The 14838-nt window shown below is 66.0% G+C and carries 16 protein-coding genes; 15 read left to right on the top strand and 1 reads right to left on the bottom strand.

The genetic code is table 11. The features are described from left to right. Positions 1-85: 85 nt before the first annotated feature. From ACTF4R_RS15960 to nth, 14 genes are all read left to right on the top strand, one after another. Positions 86-1255: a 5-(carboxyamino)imidazole ribonucleotide synthase gene (locus ACTF4R_RS15960; protein ID WP_440008849.1), complete on the top strand. Its 1170-nt coding sequence runs from the start codon at positions 86-88 to the stop codon at positions 1253-1255. A 9-nt stretch (positions 1256-1264) separates the two neighbouring features. Beyond that, positions 1265-1903, top strand: a complete 639-nt coding sequence (gene purE / locus ACTF4R_RS15955) for a 5-(carboxyamino)imidazole ribonucleotide mutase (protein WP_440008848.1) — start codon at positions 1265-1267, stop codon at positions 1901-1903. Positions 1904-2097: 194 nt separating this feature from the next. Then, on the top strand, positions 2098-2505 hold the full coding sequence (locus tag ACTF4R_RS15950; RefSeq protein ID WP_433627869.1) for an NADH-quinone oxidoreductase subunit A: 408 nt from the start codon (positions 2098-2100) through the stop codon (positions 2503-2505). Next, complete coding sequence (locus tag ACTF4R_RS15945) at positions 2502-3206, top strand: NADH-quinone oxidoreductase subunit B (RefSeq protein WP_433627871.1); 705 nt, start codon at positions 2502-2504, stop codon at positions 3204-3206. The genes ACTF4R_RS15950 and ACTF4R_RS15945 overlap by 4 nt, the downstream gene beginning before the upstream one ends. Further along, positions 3203-4861: an NADH-quinone oxidoreductase subunit D gene (locus ACTF4R_RS15940; protein WP_440008847.1), complete on the top strand. Its 1659-nt coding sequence runs from the start codon at positions 3203-3205 to the stop codon at positions 4859-4861. The genes ACTF4R_RS15945 and ACTF4R_RS15940 overlap by 4 nt, the downstream gene beginning before the upstream one ends. A 38-nt stretch (positions 4862-4899) precedes the next feature. Beyond that, entirely contained in the window at positions 4900-5952 is a 1053-nt protein-coding gene (locus ACTF4R_RS15935) for a complex I subunit 1/NuoH family protein (RefSeq protein WP_440008873.1), read from the top strand. After that, positions 5952-6413: a NuoI/complex I 23 kDa subunit family protein gene (locus ACTF4R_RS15930; protein WP_113277557.1), complete on the top strand. Its 462-nt coding sequence runs from the start codon at positions 5952-5954 to the stop codon at positions 6411-6413. Before ACTF4R_RS15935 ends, ACTF4R_RS15930 begins: the two co-directional genes overlap by 1 nt. 57 nt (positions 6414-6470) lie before the next feature. Continuing rightward, the gene (locus ACTF4R_RS15925) at positions 6471-6740 is read left to right on the top strand and encodes an NADH-quinone oxidoreductase subunit J (protein ID WP_113277556.1); all 270 of its coding nucleotides are present in this window, start codon (positions 6471-6473) and stop codon (positions 6738-6740) included. After that, entirely contained in the window at positions 6737-7108 is a 372-nt protein-coding gene (locus ACTF4R_RS15920) for a proton-conducting membrane transporter (RefSeq protein ID WP_440008846.1), read from the top strand. Before ACTF4R_RS15925 ends, ACTF4R_RS15920 begins: the two co-directional genes overlap by 4 nt. Then, positions 7108-7413, top strand: a complete 306-nt coding sequence (gene nuoK / locus ACTF4R_RS15915; RefSeq protein WP_113277554.1) for an NADH-quinone oxidoreductase subunit NuoK — start codon at positions 7108-7110, stop codon at positions 7411-7413. The genes ACTF4R_RS15920 and nuoK overlap by 1 nt, the downstream gene beginning before the upstream one ends. 2 nt (positions 7414-7415) lie before the next feature. Continuing rightward, complete coding sequence (gene nuoL, locus ACTF4R_RS15910) at positions 7416-9446, top strand: NADH-quinone oxidoreductase subunit L (protein WP_440008845.1); 2031 nt, start codon at positions 7416-7418, stop codon at positions 9444-9446. A gap of 1 nt (position 9447) precedes the next feature. After that, a complete protein-coding gene (locus tag ACTF4R_RS15905) occupies positions 9448-11025 on the top strand; it encodes a complex I subunit 4 family protein (RefSeq protein WP_440008844.1) in 1578 nt (525 codons plus the stop codon). Continuing rightward, positions 11025-12521, top strand: coding sequence for an NADH-quinone oxidoreductase subunit N (locus ACTF4R_RS15900; RefSeq protein WP_440008843.1), 1497 nt, complete (start codon positions 11025-11027; stop codon positions 12519-12521). The genes ACTF4R_RS15905 and ACTF4R_RS15900 overlap by 1 nt, the downstream gene beginning before the upstream one ends. Positions 12522-12656: 135 nt before the next feature. Beyond that, complete coding sequence (gene nth, locus ACTF4R_RS15895; protein WP_440008842.1) at positions 12657-13349, top strand: endonuclease III; 693 nt, start codon at positions 12657-12659, stop codon at positions 13347-13349. Between the two features lie 13 nt (positions 13350-13362). On the opposite strand, the gene ACTF4R_RS15890 is transcribed toward nth, so the two are convergent. Beyond that, complete coding sequence (locus ACTF4R_RS15890) at positions 13363-13845, bottom strand: DUF7321 family protein (protein ID WP_440008841.1); 483 nt, start codon at positions 13843-13845, stop codon at positions 13363-13365. Between the two features lie 157 nt (positions 13846-14002). On the opposite strand from ACTF4R_RS15890, the gene ACTF4R_RS15885 reads away from it, so the two are divergent. Further along, on the top strand, positions 14003-14794 hold the full coding sequence (locus tag ACTF4R_RS15885) for a DUF7319 domain-containing protein (RefSeq protein WP_433627894.1): 792 nt from the start codon (positions 14003-14005) through the stop codon (positions 14792-14794). The last annotated feature ends 44 nt before the right edge of the window (positions 14795-14838 follow it).

Raw genomic sequence — 14838 nt, 5'->3', positions numbered from 1 at the left:
CGACCCCTCTGATGTGCGAGAACGTGTATATCGGTCGAGGAAGTTGGCAAATCTTATGCAGGGGCGACGATAACTGCGGGGTACGATGCGCACGCTCGGCGAACCGCCGACGCTCGGCGTCGTCGGGGGCGGACAGCTCGGCCGGATGCTGGCCGAGGCCGCGTCCCCGCTCGGCGTCGAACTGGTCGTGCTGGACCCGACTCCGGACTGTCCGGCAGCACCCGTCGTCCGCGAGCAGATAGTCGGCGACTTCGACGACGCCGACGCCCTCGACGAACTGGCGGCGCGCTCGGACGCGCTGACGTTCGAGATAGAGCTCGCCGACCCCGACCTGCTGGAGCGGGTCGGCGAGGAACGCGGCGTCCCTGTCCACCCCGACCCGGCCACGCTCCGGACGATACAGGACAAGCTGGTACAGAAGCGCCGCCTGCGAGAGCGGGGCGTTCCGGTGCCGGAGTTCCGGCCCGTCGAGGACCGGGAGGACCTGCTCGCGGCGGGCGAGGAACTCGGCTACCCGATGATGCTGAAGGCCCGGCGCGGCGGCTACGACGGCCGGGGGAACGTCCCCGTCGAGAGCGCCGAGGACGTCGACGACGCGCTCGCTGCCGTGTCGGGCGACCTGATGGTCGAGGCGTTCGTCCCGTTCGAACGCGAACTGTCGGTCATCGCCGTGAAGGGCGACGACGAGGTGGCGACGTTCCCCGTCGGCGAGAACGTCCACGAGGAAGAGATACTCCGGGAGACGGTCGTCCCGGCGCGCACCTCCGAGGACACCCTCGAACGTGCCGAGGCGGTCGCCCGGGACGTGCTGGACGCGATGTCGGGGCGGGGCGTGTACGGTATCGAACTGTTCGAGACGGGCGAGACGCCGCAGGCGTCCCGGAGCGACGAAATCCTCGTCAACGAGATAGCGCCCCGGCCGCACAACTCCGGCCACTTCACCATCGAGGGGGCGCTCACCTCGCAGTTCGAACAGCACGTCCGCGGCGTGCTGGGCTACCCCCTGGGAGCGACCGACCTCCGCGGCCCGGTGGCGATGTCGAACGTGCTGGGCGACGTCGAGGAGCCCCGCCCCGCGGAACTGGCCGGGGTCGACGAGGTGCTCGCCACGCGCGGCGCGAATCTCCACTGGTACGGCAAAGACGAGGTGCGGCCGCTCCGGAAGATGGGCCACGTCACCCTCGTCGGCGAACCGTCCGCCAGCGACCTGCTGGCCGAAGCCCGCGACTGCACCGACGCGCTGACCTTCCGCTGACCGTAACACATGACCACAGCAGACTCAGTCCAGGACCTGATCGAACAGTTCGAAGCCGAGGCGGAGCGCGACCGCTCGCCCGAGACGACCCCCGACGTGGGGGTAATCATGGGCAGCGACTCGGACCTCGACGTGATGGCCGGCACCGACGCGTCGCCGGGCGCGTACGACGCCCTCACGGAACTCGGCTTCGAGGAGGTCACGGACTACGAGGACCCGCCCGAGGCGCGGTTCACCTTCGAGACGTACGTCGTCTCGGCTCACCGGACGCCCGAACTGATGTACGCGTACGCCGAGACGGCGGAAGCGCGAGGACTGGACGTGATAATCGCCGGGGCCGGCGGCAAGTCGGCCGACCTGCCGAACATGACCGCGTCGCTCGCCTACCCGGTGCCCGTCGTCGGCGTGCCCGTCCAGGAGAAGTCGCTGCCCTCCGTCGTGGGGATGCCGACCGGCGCCCCCATCGTCGCGGTGGACGCCGGCAAGTCGTTCAACGCCGCGTTGTCGGCGGCCCAGATTCTCGCTCGCGAACACGACGATCTCCGGGAGCGACTCGTCGCGTACCACGACGACCTCCAGGAGAGCGTCGGGGACGTCTCTCGGGAGTTACACGAACGCGGCACGCCGGCGTTTCGGGACCGAGAGTAATCGCCGGCGTCTCGGTCTTTTTTGCGACCGTCCGAGCGCTCGTCCCGTCGAGTCGCTCGCCGGAAATGTAGCGTTACGCGAGAGAAAGCGTCGATTGTCGTATCTACCCACGAGCGGGGCTGAAACCGATGAATCGCAAGAATCAACGCTTATAGGGGTGCGCTCACAAAACACCGCTGCTAGGAGACTCCGGTATGAATCCATGGGTAGCCATTGGCGCGCTGGCACTGGTGGGGCTCCTCATTCCGTTCGGGATGATGGCGGTTTCGAGCCTCCTCAGGCCAACTGTGCCCGAAAAAGGAAAGACGGCCGTGTACGAGAGCGGCGAGGTCCCAACGGGGACGACGCGTATCCGCTTCAACATCCAGTACTACATGGTGGCGTTGCTGTTCGTCGTCTTCGACATCGAGACGGTCCTCATCTTCCCCTGGACCGTCATCTACCAGTCCGCCCTCGACAGCGGGGTCGGACTGTGGAAGGCGCTCGTCCCGATGCTGGTGTTCGTCGGCGTTCTCGTCGTCGGGCTCGTGTGGGCCTGGCGCAACGGCGCAGTACGGTGGGTTCGCACCCCCCGTGATCGGCAACGGAGAGTGGAACAATGAGCAACGAGCCACGCGAGTACATACAATCGAGTACAGACGCACAGACGAAGACCCGCGAGGCCCGAATGGGTGGGGGAACCGACAACCGGTTCAACTCGAAGCTTCGGGAGGCGTTCGGATCGTCGCCGTTCATCCTCACGAAGTTCGACAAGTTCATGAACTGGGTCCGGGGGTCGTCGATGTTCATGCTGCAGTTCGGTATCGCCTGCTGTAGCATCGAGATGATGCACACCTACGCGGTCAAACACGACCTCGACCGCTTCGGGTCGGGAGTGCCGCGGGCGTCGCCGCGCCAGGCCGACGTGATGATCGTCCCGGGGACCATCGTCTCGAAGTTCGGCCCGCGCATGAAGCGCGTCTACGACCAGATGCCCGAGCCGAAGTTCGTCGTCAACATGGGCTCGTGCTCCATCAGCGGCGGACCCTTCCAGGAAGGGTACAACGTCGTCAAGGGCGCGGAAGAGATCATCCCGGTCGACATCCACGTGCCGGGCTGTCCGCCTCGCCCCGAGGCGCTCGTGTACGGCGTCGTCAAGCTTCAGGAGCGCATCGCCAACGGCGAGACGAGCCCCGTGACGGTCAAACCGTACGAACTGGAGCAGTTCGGCGACCTCGAACAGGACGAGATGGTCGAGAAACTCGCCGACCAGATCGACGAGGAGACGCTCATCATGCGCTACAACTGGGCTGATTCGCCATGAGCAAGCAGGAAGAGATCTCCGGAACGGTCGAGGGGACCGACGCGGAGGCGCTCGCGGACCTGCTCGGCGACCTGGCTATCGGCCGCGAGGACCACAAGAACGCGCCGGCGTTCGTCGTCCGGCCCGACGAGGTGCAGGACGCGCTGTTCACGCTGCGCGACGAGGCCGGGTTCGACCACCTCTCGATGGTCACCGCACAGGACTACGAGGACCGCTACGAGAGCATCTACCACCTCACGAAGTACGACGACCGCACGCAGGAAGTGAGCGTCGTCGTCCCGACGTCGAGGGAGGACCCGGTCAGCGAGACGGCGGAACCGGTCTACCGCACCGCCGACTGGCAGGAGCGCGAGGCGTACGACCTCGTCGGCGTCGAGTACGAGGGCCACCCGGACCTGCGGCGCATCCTCCTGCCCGAGACGTGGCAGGGCCACCCGATGAGTTCGAACTACGACCAGGACCGGCCCCAGCTCGTCCCCCTCCAGGAGCACCAGAACCCGCTTCAGGGGAGCCACCACGACGAGGAGTCGGACACGATGTTCCTCAACATCGGTCCGCACCACCCCGCGACCCACGGGGTGCTCCACCTCAAGACGACCCTCGACGGCGAGCAGGTCGCCGACGTGGAGCCGGACATCGGCTACCTCCACCGTTGCGAGGAGCAGATGGCCCAGAACGGGACCTACCGGCACCAGATCATGCCGTACCCGGACCGCTGGGACTACGCGTCGGCGGGCCTGCTCAACGAGTGGGCCTACGCTCGCGTCGCGGAGGACCTCGCGGACATCGACGTACCGGAGTACGCCCAGATAATCCGCACGATGGGTGCGGAGATCTGTCGCATCGCGTCGCACATGCTCGCGCTCGGGACGTTCTGTCTCGACGTGTACGGCGACTTCACGGCCATCTTCATGTACGCGATGCGGGACCGCGAGAAGGCCCAGAACATCCTCGAAGACCTCACCGGCCAGCGGATGATGTTCAACTACTTCCGACTGGGCGGGGTCGTCTGGGACATTCCCGAACCGCGCGACGAGTTCTTCGGGAAGGTCCGGGACTTCCTCGACGACCTGCCGGGAGCACTCGAGGAGTACCACGACCTCATCACCAGCAACGAGATATTCCAGACCCGGACGGTCGGCACGGGCATCCTCGAACCCGAGACCGCCAAGCAGTACGGCGCGACGGGTCCCGTCGCCCGGGCGTCGGGCATCGACTACGACCTGCGCCGCGACGACTCCTACGGCTACTACGACGAACTCGACTGGAACGTCGTCACCGAGGACGGCTGCGACAACTTCTCGCGACTGCTCGTGCGCATGCGCGAGGTCGAGGAGTCCGCGAAGATCATCGAGCAGTGCGTCGACCTGCTCGAAGACTGGCCCGAAGAGGAACGCGAGATACAGGCCAACGTGCCGCGCACGCTCAAGCCGGACGCGGACACCGAGGTGTACCGGGCGGTCGAGGGTGCGAAGGGCGAACTCGGCATCTACATCCGCGCCGACGGGACCGACAAACCGGCGCGGTTCAAGATCCGGAGTCCGTGCTTCTGTAACCTCTCGGCGCTCCACGAGATGTCCAACGGCGAGTACATTCCGGACCTCGTCGCCACGCTCGGTAGCCTCGACGTGATTCTCGGGGAGGTCGACCGATGAACGTCCTCCTACCGCTTCAGCAGGGCGGCGGCAAGAAGATGCTCCCCGAGACCATCGGCCAGTGGCTGTTCGGCAGCCAGATGGCCGCGTGGCAGGAACTGGTAGCGGCGTTCCTCGGCGCGTTCATCATCGGCAATATCATGCTGGCGATGACGGGCGTCGCCGGACCGTGGGCCAAACGGAAGATAACGGCGTCGTTCACGGACCGCATCGCGGTCAACCGGGTCGGTCCGTTCGGCCTGCTCATCATCGTCGCCGACGCCGTCCGCCTGCTGAGCAAGGAGCTCATCATCCCCGACGGCGCTGACCGCCCGGCGTTCGACGCCGCACCGGTCGTGATGGCCGGGTCGGCGCTGCTCGGGTTCGCCGTCATCCCGATGGGCTCTATCTTCGGCGTCAACGTGCAACTGGCCGACCCCGAGACGGGGCTCGCGTACGTGTTCGCGGTGGCGTCCATCGCGACGCTCGGCGTGACGATGGGCGGCTACGCGTCGAACAACAAGTACTCGATGCTCGGGGCGCTCCGGGCGGTCGCACAGAACATCGCGTACGAGATTCCCCTCGTCATCACCGCAGCGTCGGTGGTCATCTTCACGGGGACGCTCCAGACGAGCCAGATCGTCGCCCAGCAGCAGGAGACGCTCCTCAACATCGGCGGACTGGCGATTCCGGCCTGGTTCGCGTTCGTCAACCCGTTCGCGTTCGTGCTGTTCCTGGTGGCGAACCTGGCGGAAATCGGACGTAACCCGTTCGACATCCCGGAAGCGCCGACGGAAATCGTCGCCGGGTACCAGACGGAGTACTCCAGCGTCTACTTCGTCCTGTTCTACCTCGGCGAGTTCCTGCACATCTTCCTCGGCGGTGCGATAATCGCAACCGTCTTCCTCGGCGGTCCGGACGGCCCGATACTGCCGGGCTTCATCTGGTTCGTCATCAAGATCTGGGCGTTCTTCCTGTTCACGCAGTGGGCGCGGTCGGCCGTGCCGCGCCTCCGCATCGACCAGCTCATCGAGATAGGCTGGAAGGGCATGCTCGTCCTTAGCTTCGCCAATCTCGTCCTCACGGCCGTCATCGTAGGGGTGATGCTCTAATGATCGGAGTCCTGAAATCAATGGCAACAACGATGAAGCACGCACTGGACGGGTCCACGTTCACGGTCGAGTATCCGGACGTGGCACCCGAAGTAAGCCCGCGGTTCCGCGGGGTCCACAAGTTCAGCCAGGAGCGCTGCATCTGGTGTCGCCAGTGCGAGAACGTCTGTCCGAACGACACGATTCAGATCGTTCAGGACGACCAGCGCAACGGCGAGCAGTACAACCTCCACATCGGACAGTGTATCTACTGCCGACTGTGCGAGGAGGTCTGTCCCGTCGACGCCATCCTGCTCACCCAGAACTTCGAGTTCACGGGCGACACCCGGGACGAACTGGTGTACAACAAGGAACAGCTGAAGAACGTACCGTGGTACAAGGACATCGACCCGCTCGAATCGCGAGAGCCCGACCGCGGTGCGTGGATCGGCGAAGGCGAAGGCGAGGTCGACTATCAGTAATCACGCCCGTCTCGAAATGTTGAAAGGGCGTTTCTACGAATCAACAAGGTGACTGAAATGGCATACGAGATGATTGCGTTTGGTCTGTTCGCCCTGGTAACGGTAGCGAGCAGTCTGGGCGCTGTCCTGGTGCGGGACGTGTGGCACTCCGCGCTGCTGCTCGGCGTGTCGCTGCTGAGCTTCGCCGTCCACTACGTGATGTTACAGGCGGAGTTCGTCGCGGCGATGCAGATTCTGGTGTACGTCGGCGGCGTGCTGGTACTCATCACGTTCGCAGTGATGCTCACACGTCAACAGAGTAGTACAGAGGAGGTGACCAACGCATGACCTCGCGTCCGCGGCTACGGAGTCCGTCGACCATGCTCCGCGGCGTCGTCGCCGTGGCGCTGTTCGTCGTTTTCGCCGTCGTGTTCCTCGGCGCGTCCTTCGGTGACGCGACCGGGTTCCCGAACGGCGCGAACATCACCGCCAGCATCGGCTACGCGATGTTCAACCTGTTCGGCATCGGCGGGGAACAGATCGTCGAGAGCGAGGGGTTCCTCGTCGCGTTCGAGATAATCGACCTGGTGCTCGTCGCTGCGCTGGCGGCGGCCGTGATGCTGGCGCGTCGCGAGGAGGCCGGCGCAATCATGACGCCGCTCCGCACTGACGGCGGCGAACCGGACGAGACGACGACCGACGGAGGTGACGAGTGATGGCGGTTCCGGTCGAGAACTACCTGCTGCTCTCGGCGGCCGTGTTCTGTATCGGACTGTTCGGTATCCTCACGCGCGAAAACGCGCTGATGTTCCTCATCAGCGTCGAGCTGATGCTGAACGCCGCGAACATCAACCTCGTCGCGTTCTCCCACTACCACGGCAACGTCACCGGCCAGACGTTCAGCCTGTTCACGCTGGCGCTGGCCGCAGCCGAGGTCGCAGTGGGTATCGGCATCATCCTCGTGCTGTATCGTAACTTCAAGGACGTCGACGTGACCCAGGCGACAACGATGAGGTGGTAACAATGGCGGCAACTGCATTCGAACTGGTTCCGGTTATCGCACTGCTGCCGTTCGTATCGTTCCTGATCGCGCTCTTCGGCGGCGAGTTCGCCAGGAAGATGCTCCCGAAGGGCGGGGCGCTGCCCGGTATCATCGCTATGGGCGGGTCGCTCCTGCTGTCGGGGTGGGCGGCCCTGACGGTCGCGGGCGGCCAGACGTACCACCGACAGATCACGTGGGTCGTCGGTAACGGCACCTTCGACCTGCACTTCGGCGTCTTCGTCGACCCGCTGTCGGCGATGATGCTCGTCATCGTCTCGCTCGTCTCGTTCCTCGTCCACATCTTCAGTCTCGGTTACATGAACGACGAGGACGAGATAGGGCTGCCGCGGTACTACGCCGGGCTCGGCCTGTTCAGCTTCAGCATGCTCGCGTTCGTGTTCGCCGACAACCTGCTGATGGCGTTCATGTTCTTCGAGCTGGTCGGGCTGTGCTCGTACCTGCTCATCGGATTCTGGTTCCGCGAGCCGGCGCCGCCGAGCGCGGCGAAGAAGGCGTTCCTCGTCACCCGCTTCGGTGACTACTTCTTCCTCATCGGCGTCGTCGGCGTGTTCGCCACGTTCGGTACGGCGACCTTCGTCGGCGACAACTCGTTCGTCCACGCGGCCGAGCAGGCGCTCGCCGAGGGCGGTGCGGGCGAGGTGACCACGTTCTTCGGTCTGGACCCGCAGGCGTGGTTCGCCGTGCTCGGACTGCTCGTGCTGGGCGGCGTCATCGGCAAGTCGGCGCAGTTCCCGCTGCACACGTGGCTGCCCGACGCGATGGAGGGTCCGACCCCCGTCTCCGCGCTCATCCACGCTGCGACGATGGTCGCGGCCGGCGTCTACCTCGTCGCCCGGATGTACGGGTTCTACGCCCTGCTGCCGACGGTGCTCGCCATCATCGCGTTCGTCGGCGGATTCACCGCGCTGTTCGCGGCGACGATGGGCGTCGTCAAGGACGAGATAAAGCAGGTGCTGGCGTACTCGACCATCTCCCAGTACGGGTACATGATGCTCGGGCTGGGCGCCGGCGGCTACGTCGCGGCGACCTTCCACCTGATGACCCACGCGTTCTTCAAGGCCCTGCTGTTCCTCGGTGCCGGGTCCGTCATCATCGCCATGCACCACAACGAGGACATGTGGGACATGGGCGGCCTGAAGAACCACATGAAGGTGACGTACTACACCTTCCTCTCGGGGTCGCTCGCCCTGGCGGGCATCGTCCCGTTCGCGGGCTTCTGGTCGAAGGACGAGGTGCTGTACGAGGCGCTCGTCCACGGCATGGAGAACGAGATTCTGCTCGCGGCGTACGCCATGGGGCTGCTCGCGGTGTTCTTCACCGGGTTCTACACGTTCCGGATGGTGTTCCTCACCTTCCACGGCGAACCCCGGACCGACACCGCTCGTGACCCCCACGGCGTCCGCTGGAACGTGAAGGGACCGCTCGTCGTGCTCGGTATCCTCGCGGCGACAGCCGGGTTCGTCAACATGGTGCCGGTCGCGGAGCTGACCGGCGCGCACATCGAGTACCTCCACGCGTGGCTCAACGGTCCGGTGGAGGCGACCAGCGCCCACCACTACGGCGACCTGCTCTCCGAGGTCGCCGGCTACGAGGCGGCGGAGAACGTGTCGCCGCTCGTGCCGGGCGCGGTGAGCCTCGCCCTCGCGCTGGCGGGCGCCGGACTGGCGTGGGCGCTCTACAACGAGGACTCGCCCGAGCCGCACACGGACAAGCTCGGCAGCGCGAAGACCGTACTGTTCAACAACTACTACCAGGACGAGTACCAGGTCTGGCTGGCCGAGGGCGTCACGCTCCCGCTCGCGCGGGCCGCCGACAAGTTCGACCAGGGCGTCATCGACGGCGTCGTCAACGGCGTCTCCAGCGTGAGCCTCTTCGGTGGGAGTCGCGTCAAGCGCGTCCAGAGCGGCGTCGTGACGAACTACGCCCTCCTGCTCGCGTTGAGCTTCGTCGTCCTGCTCGTCGTCATCGGCTTCACGGGAGGTTGGTTCTGAAATGTGGATCGAAGCGCTAATCGCGACTACGCTGGTCAGCGCGTTCGTCGTCTTCGTCGCCCCCAATCGGGTCGCGGGGAAGCTCGCGTTCGCGCTGAGCCTGCTCCCGACGGCCGGGAGCATCTGGATGTACAGTCGGTTCGGCTCGACCGGCGCGGAGGGCAACGCCCTGCTGGGCGGTAGCCTCGCCTTCGAGACGAACGCCAACTGGCTCGCACTCGGGCCGTACTCGCTGAACTGGCACGTCGGCCTCGACGGCATCAGCATGCCGCTGCTCGTACTGACGACGGTGCTCACCCCGCTCGCTATCCTGGCGGCGTGGACGCCCATCGACGAGCGCCAGAGCCAGTTCTACGGCCTGATGCTGTTCATGGAGACGAGCCTGCTCGGCGTCTTCGCGGCGCTCGACTTCTTCGTCTGGTTCGTCTTCTGGGAGATGGTCCTGGTGCCGATGTACCTGCTCATCGGCGTCTGGGGCGGCCCGCGCCGCAAGTACGCGGCGATCAAGTTCTTCGTGTACACGAACGTCGCCTCGCTGGTGATGTTCATCGGGTTCATCGCGCTCGTGTTCGGACTGGGCGACTCGGTGACGTCGATGGACATGCCGGCCATCGCCCAGGCGCTCAACGACGGCGGCATGACAGGGTTCGCCGGCGTGGGCGCGAACACCCTGAAGGTACTGGCGTTCTTCGCCATGTTCCTCGGGTTCGCGGTGAAGGTCCCGGTCGTCCCGTTCCACACGTGGCTGCCGGACGCCCACGTCGAGGCCCCGACGCCGGTCTCCATCATGCTGGCCGGCGTCCTGCTGAAGATGGGGACGTACGCGCTGTTGCGGTTCAACTTCACGATGCTACCGGGCGTGGCGCGCGACTACGCGCTGCTCATCGCCCTGTTCGCCGTCGTGAGCGTCATCTACGGCGCGATGCTGGCGCTCGCCCAGACGGACCTCAAGCGCATCGTCGCGTACTCCTCGGTGTCCTCGATGGGGTACGTCATCCTCGGACTCGTCGCGTACACGATGTACGGCGTCGGCGGTGCGACCTTCCAGATGGTCGCCCACGGGCTCATCTCGGGTCTGATGTTCATGGCGGTCGGCGTCATCTACAACACGACCCACACCCGGATGGTCTCGGACATGTCCGGGCTCGCCGACCGGATGCCCATCACCGTCGCGGTGTTCGTCGCGGGCGCGTTCGGCTACATGGGTCTGCCGCTGATGGCCGGTTTCGCCGCGGAGTTCTTCATCTTCGTCGGCGCGTTCGAGTCGACCGTGCTCGCCGGCACCGTGCTGGGGACGAACGGTCTCGCCATCATCACGGCGATAGCGATGTTCGGCATCGTCATCGTCGCCGGCTACCTGCTGATGGCGATGCAGCAGACGCTGTTCGGGCCGTTCGAGGTCGAGACCGACTACGAGGTCGGCCGCGCGGCGTTCCACGACGTCGCGCCTCTCGTGGTGCTCGTCCTGCTGGTCATCCTGCTCGGGGTCGACCCGAACATCTTCTACACGATGATCCAGGACGCGGTCCGTGACATCCCCACCGTTGCCCAGGCCGCGGCGACGGGAGGTGGTCACTGATGGCGTTCCAGTGGCCGACGTGGTCCGCGATAGCGCCCACGCTCGTCCTCGGCCTGACCGCCATGCTGCTGTTCGTCGTGGACAGCATCTCGCCCGACTCGACGAACCGGGGGCTGCTGTCCGGCATCGCGACCGTCGGGTCGGTCGTCGCGCTCGGCATCACCGGCTGGTTCCTCAGCGCCGGCACGGGCGAGGAGGCCATCACGCTGTACAACGGCGCGCTGGTCGTCGACACGATGAGCCTGTTCTTCGTGCTCATCTTCACCAGCGTCACCGCGCTGGTGACGGTGGCGAGCTACGACTACCTGCGTGACCACTCCTATCAGGCGGAGTACTACGCGCTGGTCGTGCTGGCCGCGACGGGCATGACGCTGATGGCGAGCGCCAACAGCCTCGCCGTCGTGTTCGTCAGCCTCGAACTCGCCAGCCTGCCGTCGTACGCGCTGGTCGCCATCCTCAAGCAGAACCGCGGTAGCGTCGAGGCGGGTCTGAAGTACTTCCTCATCGGCGCGCTGTCGTCGGCCATCTTCGCCTACGGCATCAGCCTCGTCTACGGCGTCACCGGGTCGCTGCGGCTGTCCCAGGTGGCGTCGGTGCTCGCCGGCAGCGGCTGGGACGGCGTCTCGGGCGTGCTCGGCGTCGGCGTGCTGATGGTGCTCGGCGGGTTCGCGTTCAAGACCGCCTCGGTGCCGTTCCACTTCTGGGCGCCCGAGGCGTACGAGGGCGCACCCGCGCCCATCTCGGCGTTCCTCTCGTCGGCCTCGAAGGCCGCCGGGTTCGCCGTCATGTTCCGCGTGTTCACCACCGCGTTCCCCTTCGAGGCCGTCGCCGCGACGGTCGACTGGGTGCTGGTGTTCCAGATACTCGCGGTCGTGACGATGACGCTCGGTAACCTCGCCGCCGCGACCCAGGACAAGGTCAAGCGCATGCTGGCGTACTCGTCCATCGGGCACGCGGGCTACGCACTCATCGGGCTGGCGGCGCTGTACGGCCCGAACGCGAACAACGAGTGGGTGATGGGCGGTGCGATGGTCCACCTGCTCGTCTACGGCTTCATGAACACGGGCGCGTTCCTGTTCATCGGCCTGGTCGAGCACTGGGAACTCGGCCGCACCTTCGAGGACTACAACGGTCTGGCCAAGCAGGCGCCCGTCGCCTGCGTCGCCATGACGGCGTTCATGTTCAGCCTCGCCGGCCTGCCGCCGTTCGCGGGCTTCATGAGCAAGTACGTCCTCTTCGCGGGCGCGGTCGGTGCCGGCTTCTGGTGGCTCGCCGCCCTCGGCGCGGCCAACAGCGCGCTGTCGCTGTTCTACTACAGCCGCGTCGTGAAGGCGATGTGGATAGAGGACCCGTCGGGCGAGTTCGAGATGGAGAGCCGCCCGGTCGGACTCTACGCCGCCATCGTCGCCGCCGCCATCATGACGGTGGCGCTGCTGCCGATGTTCGGTCCCGCCACCAAGGAGGCGTTCGCCGCCGCGGCGGCGCTGTTCGCCTGACCGGCGCAGGACTACTCCCGTCGCTCTTCTCGATTTTCTCGTCTCTCGCCCACCAGCGTCGACGTCGCCGCTTCGTCCGGTCGGCGCGCTTCGGAGACCGAACCACTCAAATCCGCGGTTGCCAACCACGCGGGTATGGGCGAACCGCGCGAACCACGCGAGGAACAGGTAGCTGAAGTGCTCGACAGGCTCTACGAGGCGTACCCCGACTCGACCATCTCGCTGAACTTCTCGACCCGGCTCGAACTGCTCATCGCGGTCGTGCTCTCGGCGCAGTGCACGGACGAACGCGTCAACGAGGAGACGGCGGACCTCTTCGAGAAGTACGAGACGGTCGAGGACTACGCGAACGCAGACGTGGACGAGCTATCGGAGGACATCGGCTCCATCACCTACCACAACAGCAAGGCCGACTACATCGTCAGCTCCGCCCGGACCATGCTGGAGGAGCACGACGGCGAGGTCCCGGACACGATGGACGAACTGACCGAGTTGAAAGGCGTCGGGCGCAAGACGGCGAACGTCGTCCTCCAGCACGGTCACGACGTGGTGGAGGGCATCGTCGTCGACACCCACGTCCAGCGCATCTCGCGACGCCTCGCCATCACGGAGGAGGAACGCCCGAAGGCCATGGAGCAGGACCTGATGTCCGTCGTCCCCGAAAAGGACTGGCAGCAGTACACGCACCTGTTCATCAGCCACGGCCGCGAGACCTGCACCGCGCGCAACCCCGACTGCGGCGACTGCGTGCTTGAGGACCTCTGTCCGTCGTCGAAGCTCGACAACGACGTCGACCTCGCCAGCGGCGAGCCGTGGGACGAGCGCTAGGTCCTCGCGGCGTTCAGAACGCGACGTACTTGATGACGTAGCGGCCGATCCCCAGCACCCACGCCAGGAGCCAGAAGACGACGTAGCCCGCGACGCCGGCGCGGAGCCGCCAGCGCCACGAGGACATGTCCTCGTGTAGTTCGTCGATGTCGACGTCGCGGTCGGGCGCGTCGTACATGTCGTGGGTGCGCTTGACCTGGAAGATGCGGACGATGCCGGTGAGCGCGAACACGAGCATCGCGTACGCCTGCAGTCCGAGGAAGGCGTGGACCGCCGCGAGGCCGCCGAGCTGTGAGACGAAGCGGGGGAGCATCCAGCCGAGGACCGGCACCGTCGTCAGCAGGAGTCCGACGACGATGAACCGGAGGTGGTGGGTGAGCACGTCCCAGGTGACGACCTCGGCGTCGACGATTATCCACGCGCCGTAGAGGTAGAACGGGAAGCTCGCGGTGACTACCAGCGCGACCACCGTCGCCACCGCCGCGTCGCTCACCATGCGAGGGGGTTGGACCGAGCGGCGTTAAACTGTGCGGAACGCCGCCGGACGAATCCGGGGCGCGACGCCCGGATTTCGGCGTGCGAACGCCCCGGTCGCCGCTCCCGGCTCCCTGATGTCAGAAGACGTTTAGCCGTCGAACCGTAAGGTCAGCACGATGGCTGACTCCGACAGTGGGACGCAGGCAGGGGATGCCGACGACGAGTCCCGCGAGGAACTCCGCCGCGAGGTCGAAGGGAAGTACGACTTCGACGATTTCGGCCCCGAGGACATGGCGGAGATGGACCTCGAGGAGTGGGAGGCCGCGTTCGACCCCGACTCGTGGATCACGGGCGACCGCCTGCTCGACAGGGTCGAGGCCGACCTCCGGAATCGGATAGCGAACCGGGACGTGTTCGCGGTTCTCGAACGCGTCACCCGGGACGGCCAGTCCCAGTTGCTCGCCTACTCCGACGAGGGGTACGCTATCGTCTACCCGGACGGGAGCGTCGAGGGGAGCGGGACCGTGCTCCGGGACGTGAAGCCGACCATCGCCCTGGCGTCGATGGAGGAGTACGACGTGCCCGACGCCCCCGACGAGGCCCTGCCGGACCCCGACGAGGTGCCGGAGGGCAGCGGCGAACTGGGGAACAAGCTGATGGGAATCATCGCCGGCATCCACGTCGTCGCGGGCATCGGGATGCTCGTCGCGTGGGTGGTGGTGAGTCTCGGCATTCTCGACGTGTCCCGGAACATCCGCCAGGCGTCGGCGCTGCTGGCGGTGGTCGGTGGCGGATTCCTCCTCTTCGGCCTGTTCGTCCTTCTGCTGGTCGCGAACGCGCGGCTCTCCGACCGCTTCCGTTCGGAGGAGTACCGCAACCGACTTCGGAACGCCGGCGTGGAGTCGGGCGAACGCCCCGACTTCCTGCCGATAGACGACGATGACGCCGAGACGGACGCGGACGATTGACGGCGAAATCGCCGTCAGTCCGACGGCATCGGTGGCTTTAAGCA

This window comes from Halomicrococcus pelagicus (assembly GCF_051917725.1).
GTDB lineage: Archaea > Halobacteriota > Halobacteria > Halobacteriales > Haladaptataceae > Halomicrococcus.
Note: the sequence above shows the minus strand (reverse complement) of the source record. Positions and strands in the feature narration are given on the sequence as shown.

What these genes read in the sequence shown, in the direction of transcription:
- ACTF4R_RS15905 (WP_440008844.1), top strand. Translation starts at nt 9,448, where the DNA reads ATGTGGATCGAAGCGCTAATCGCGACTACGCTGGTCAGCGCGTTCGTC.
- ACTF4R_RS15900 (WP_440008843.1), top strand. Translation starts at nt 11,025, where the DNA reads ATGGCGTTCCAGTGGCCGACGTGGTCCGCGATAGCGCCCACGCTCGTC.
- nth (WP_440008842.1), top strand. Translation starts at nt 12,657, where the DNA reads ATGGGCGAACCGCGCGAACCACGCGAGGAACAGGTAGCTGAAGTGCTC.
- ACTF4R_RS15920 (WP_440008846.1), top strand. Translation starts at nt 6,737, where the DNA reads ATGACCTCGCGTCCGCGGCTACGGAGTCCGTCGACCATGCTCCGCGGC.
- ACTF4R_RS15885 (WP_433627894.1), top strand. Translation starts at nt 14,003, where the DNA reads ATGGCTGACTCCGACAGTGGGACGCAGGCAGGGGATGCCGACGACGAG.
- ACTF4R_RS15940 (WP_440008847.1), top strand. Translation starts at nt 3,203, where the DNA reads ATGAGCAAGCAGGAAGAGATCTCCGGAACGGTCGAGGGGACCGACGCG.
- ACTF4R_RS15935 (WP_440008873.1), top strand. Translation starts at nt 4,900, where the DNA reads ATGCTCCCCGAGACCATCGGCCAGTGGCTGTTCGGCAGCCAGATGGCC.
- ACTF4R_RS15930 (WP_113277557.1), top strand. Translation starts at nt 5,952, where the DNA reads ATGATCGGAGTCCTGAAATCAATGGCAACAACGATGAAGCACGCACTG.
- ACTF4R_RS15945 (WP_433627871.1), top strand. Translation starts at nt 2,502, where the DNA reads ATGAGCAACGAGCCACGCGAGTACATACAATCGAGTACAGACGCACAG.
- ACTF4R_RS15950 (WP_433627869.1), top strand. Translation starts at nt 2,098, where the DNA reads ATGAATCCATGGGTAGCCATTGGCGCGCTGGCACTGGTGGGGCTCCTC.
- ACTF4R_RS15960 (WP_440008849.1), top strand. Translation starts at nt 86, where the DNA reads ATGCGCACGCTCGGCGAACCGCCGACGCTCGGCGTCGTCGGGGGCGGA.
- nuoL (WP_440008845.1), top strand. Translation starts at nt 7,416, where the DNA reads ATGGCGGCAACTGCATTCGAACTGGTTCCGGTTATCGCACTGCTGCCG.
- ACTF4R_RS15890 (WP_440008841.1), bottom strand. Translation starts at nt 13,845, where the DNA reads ATGGTGAGCGACGCGGCGGTGGCGACGGTGGTCGCGCTGGTAGTCACC.
- purE (WP_440008848.1), top strand. Translation starts at nt 1,265, where the DNA reads ATGACCACAGCAGACTCAGTCCAGGACCTGATCGAACAGTTCGAAGCC.
- nuoK (WP_113277554.1), top strand. Translation starts at nt 7,108, where the DNA reads ATGGCGGTTCCGGTCGAGAACTACCTGCTGCTCTCGGCGGCCGTGTTC.
- ACTF4R_RS15925 (WP_113277556.1), top strand. Translation starts at nt 6,471, where the DNA reads ATGGCATACGAGATGATTGCGTTTGGTCTGTTCGCCCTGGTAACGGTA.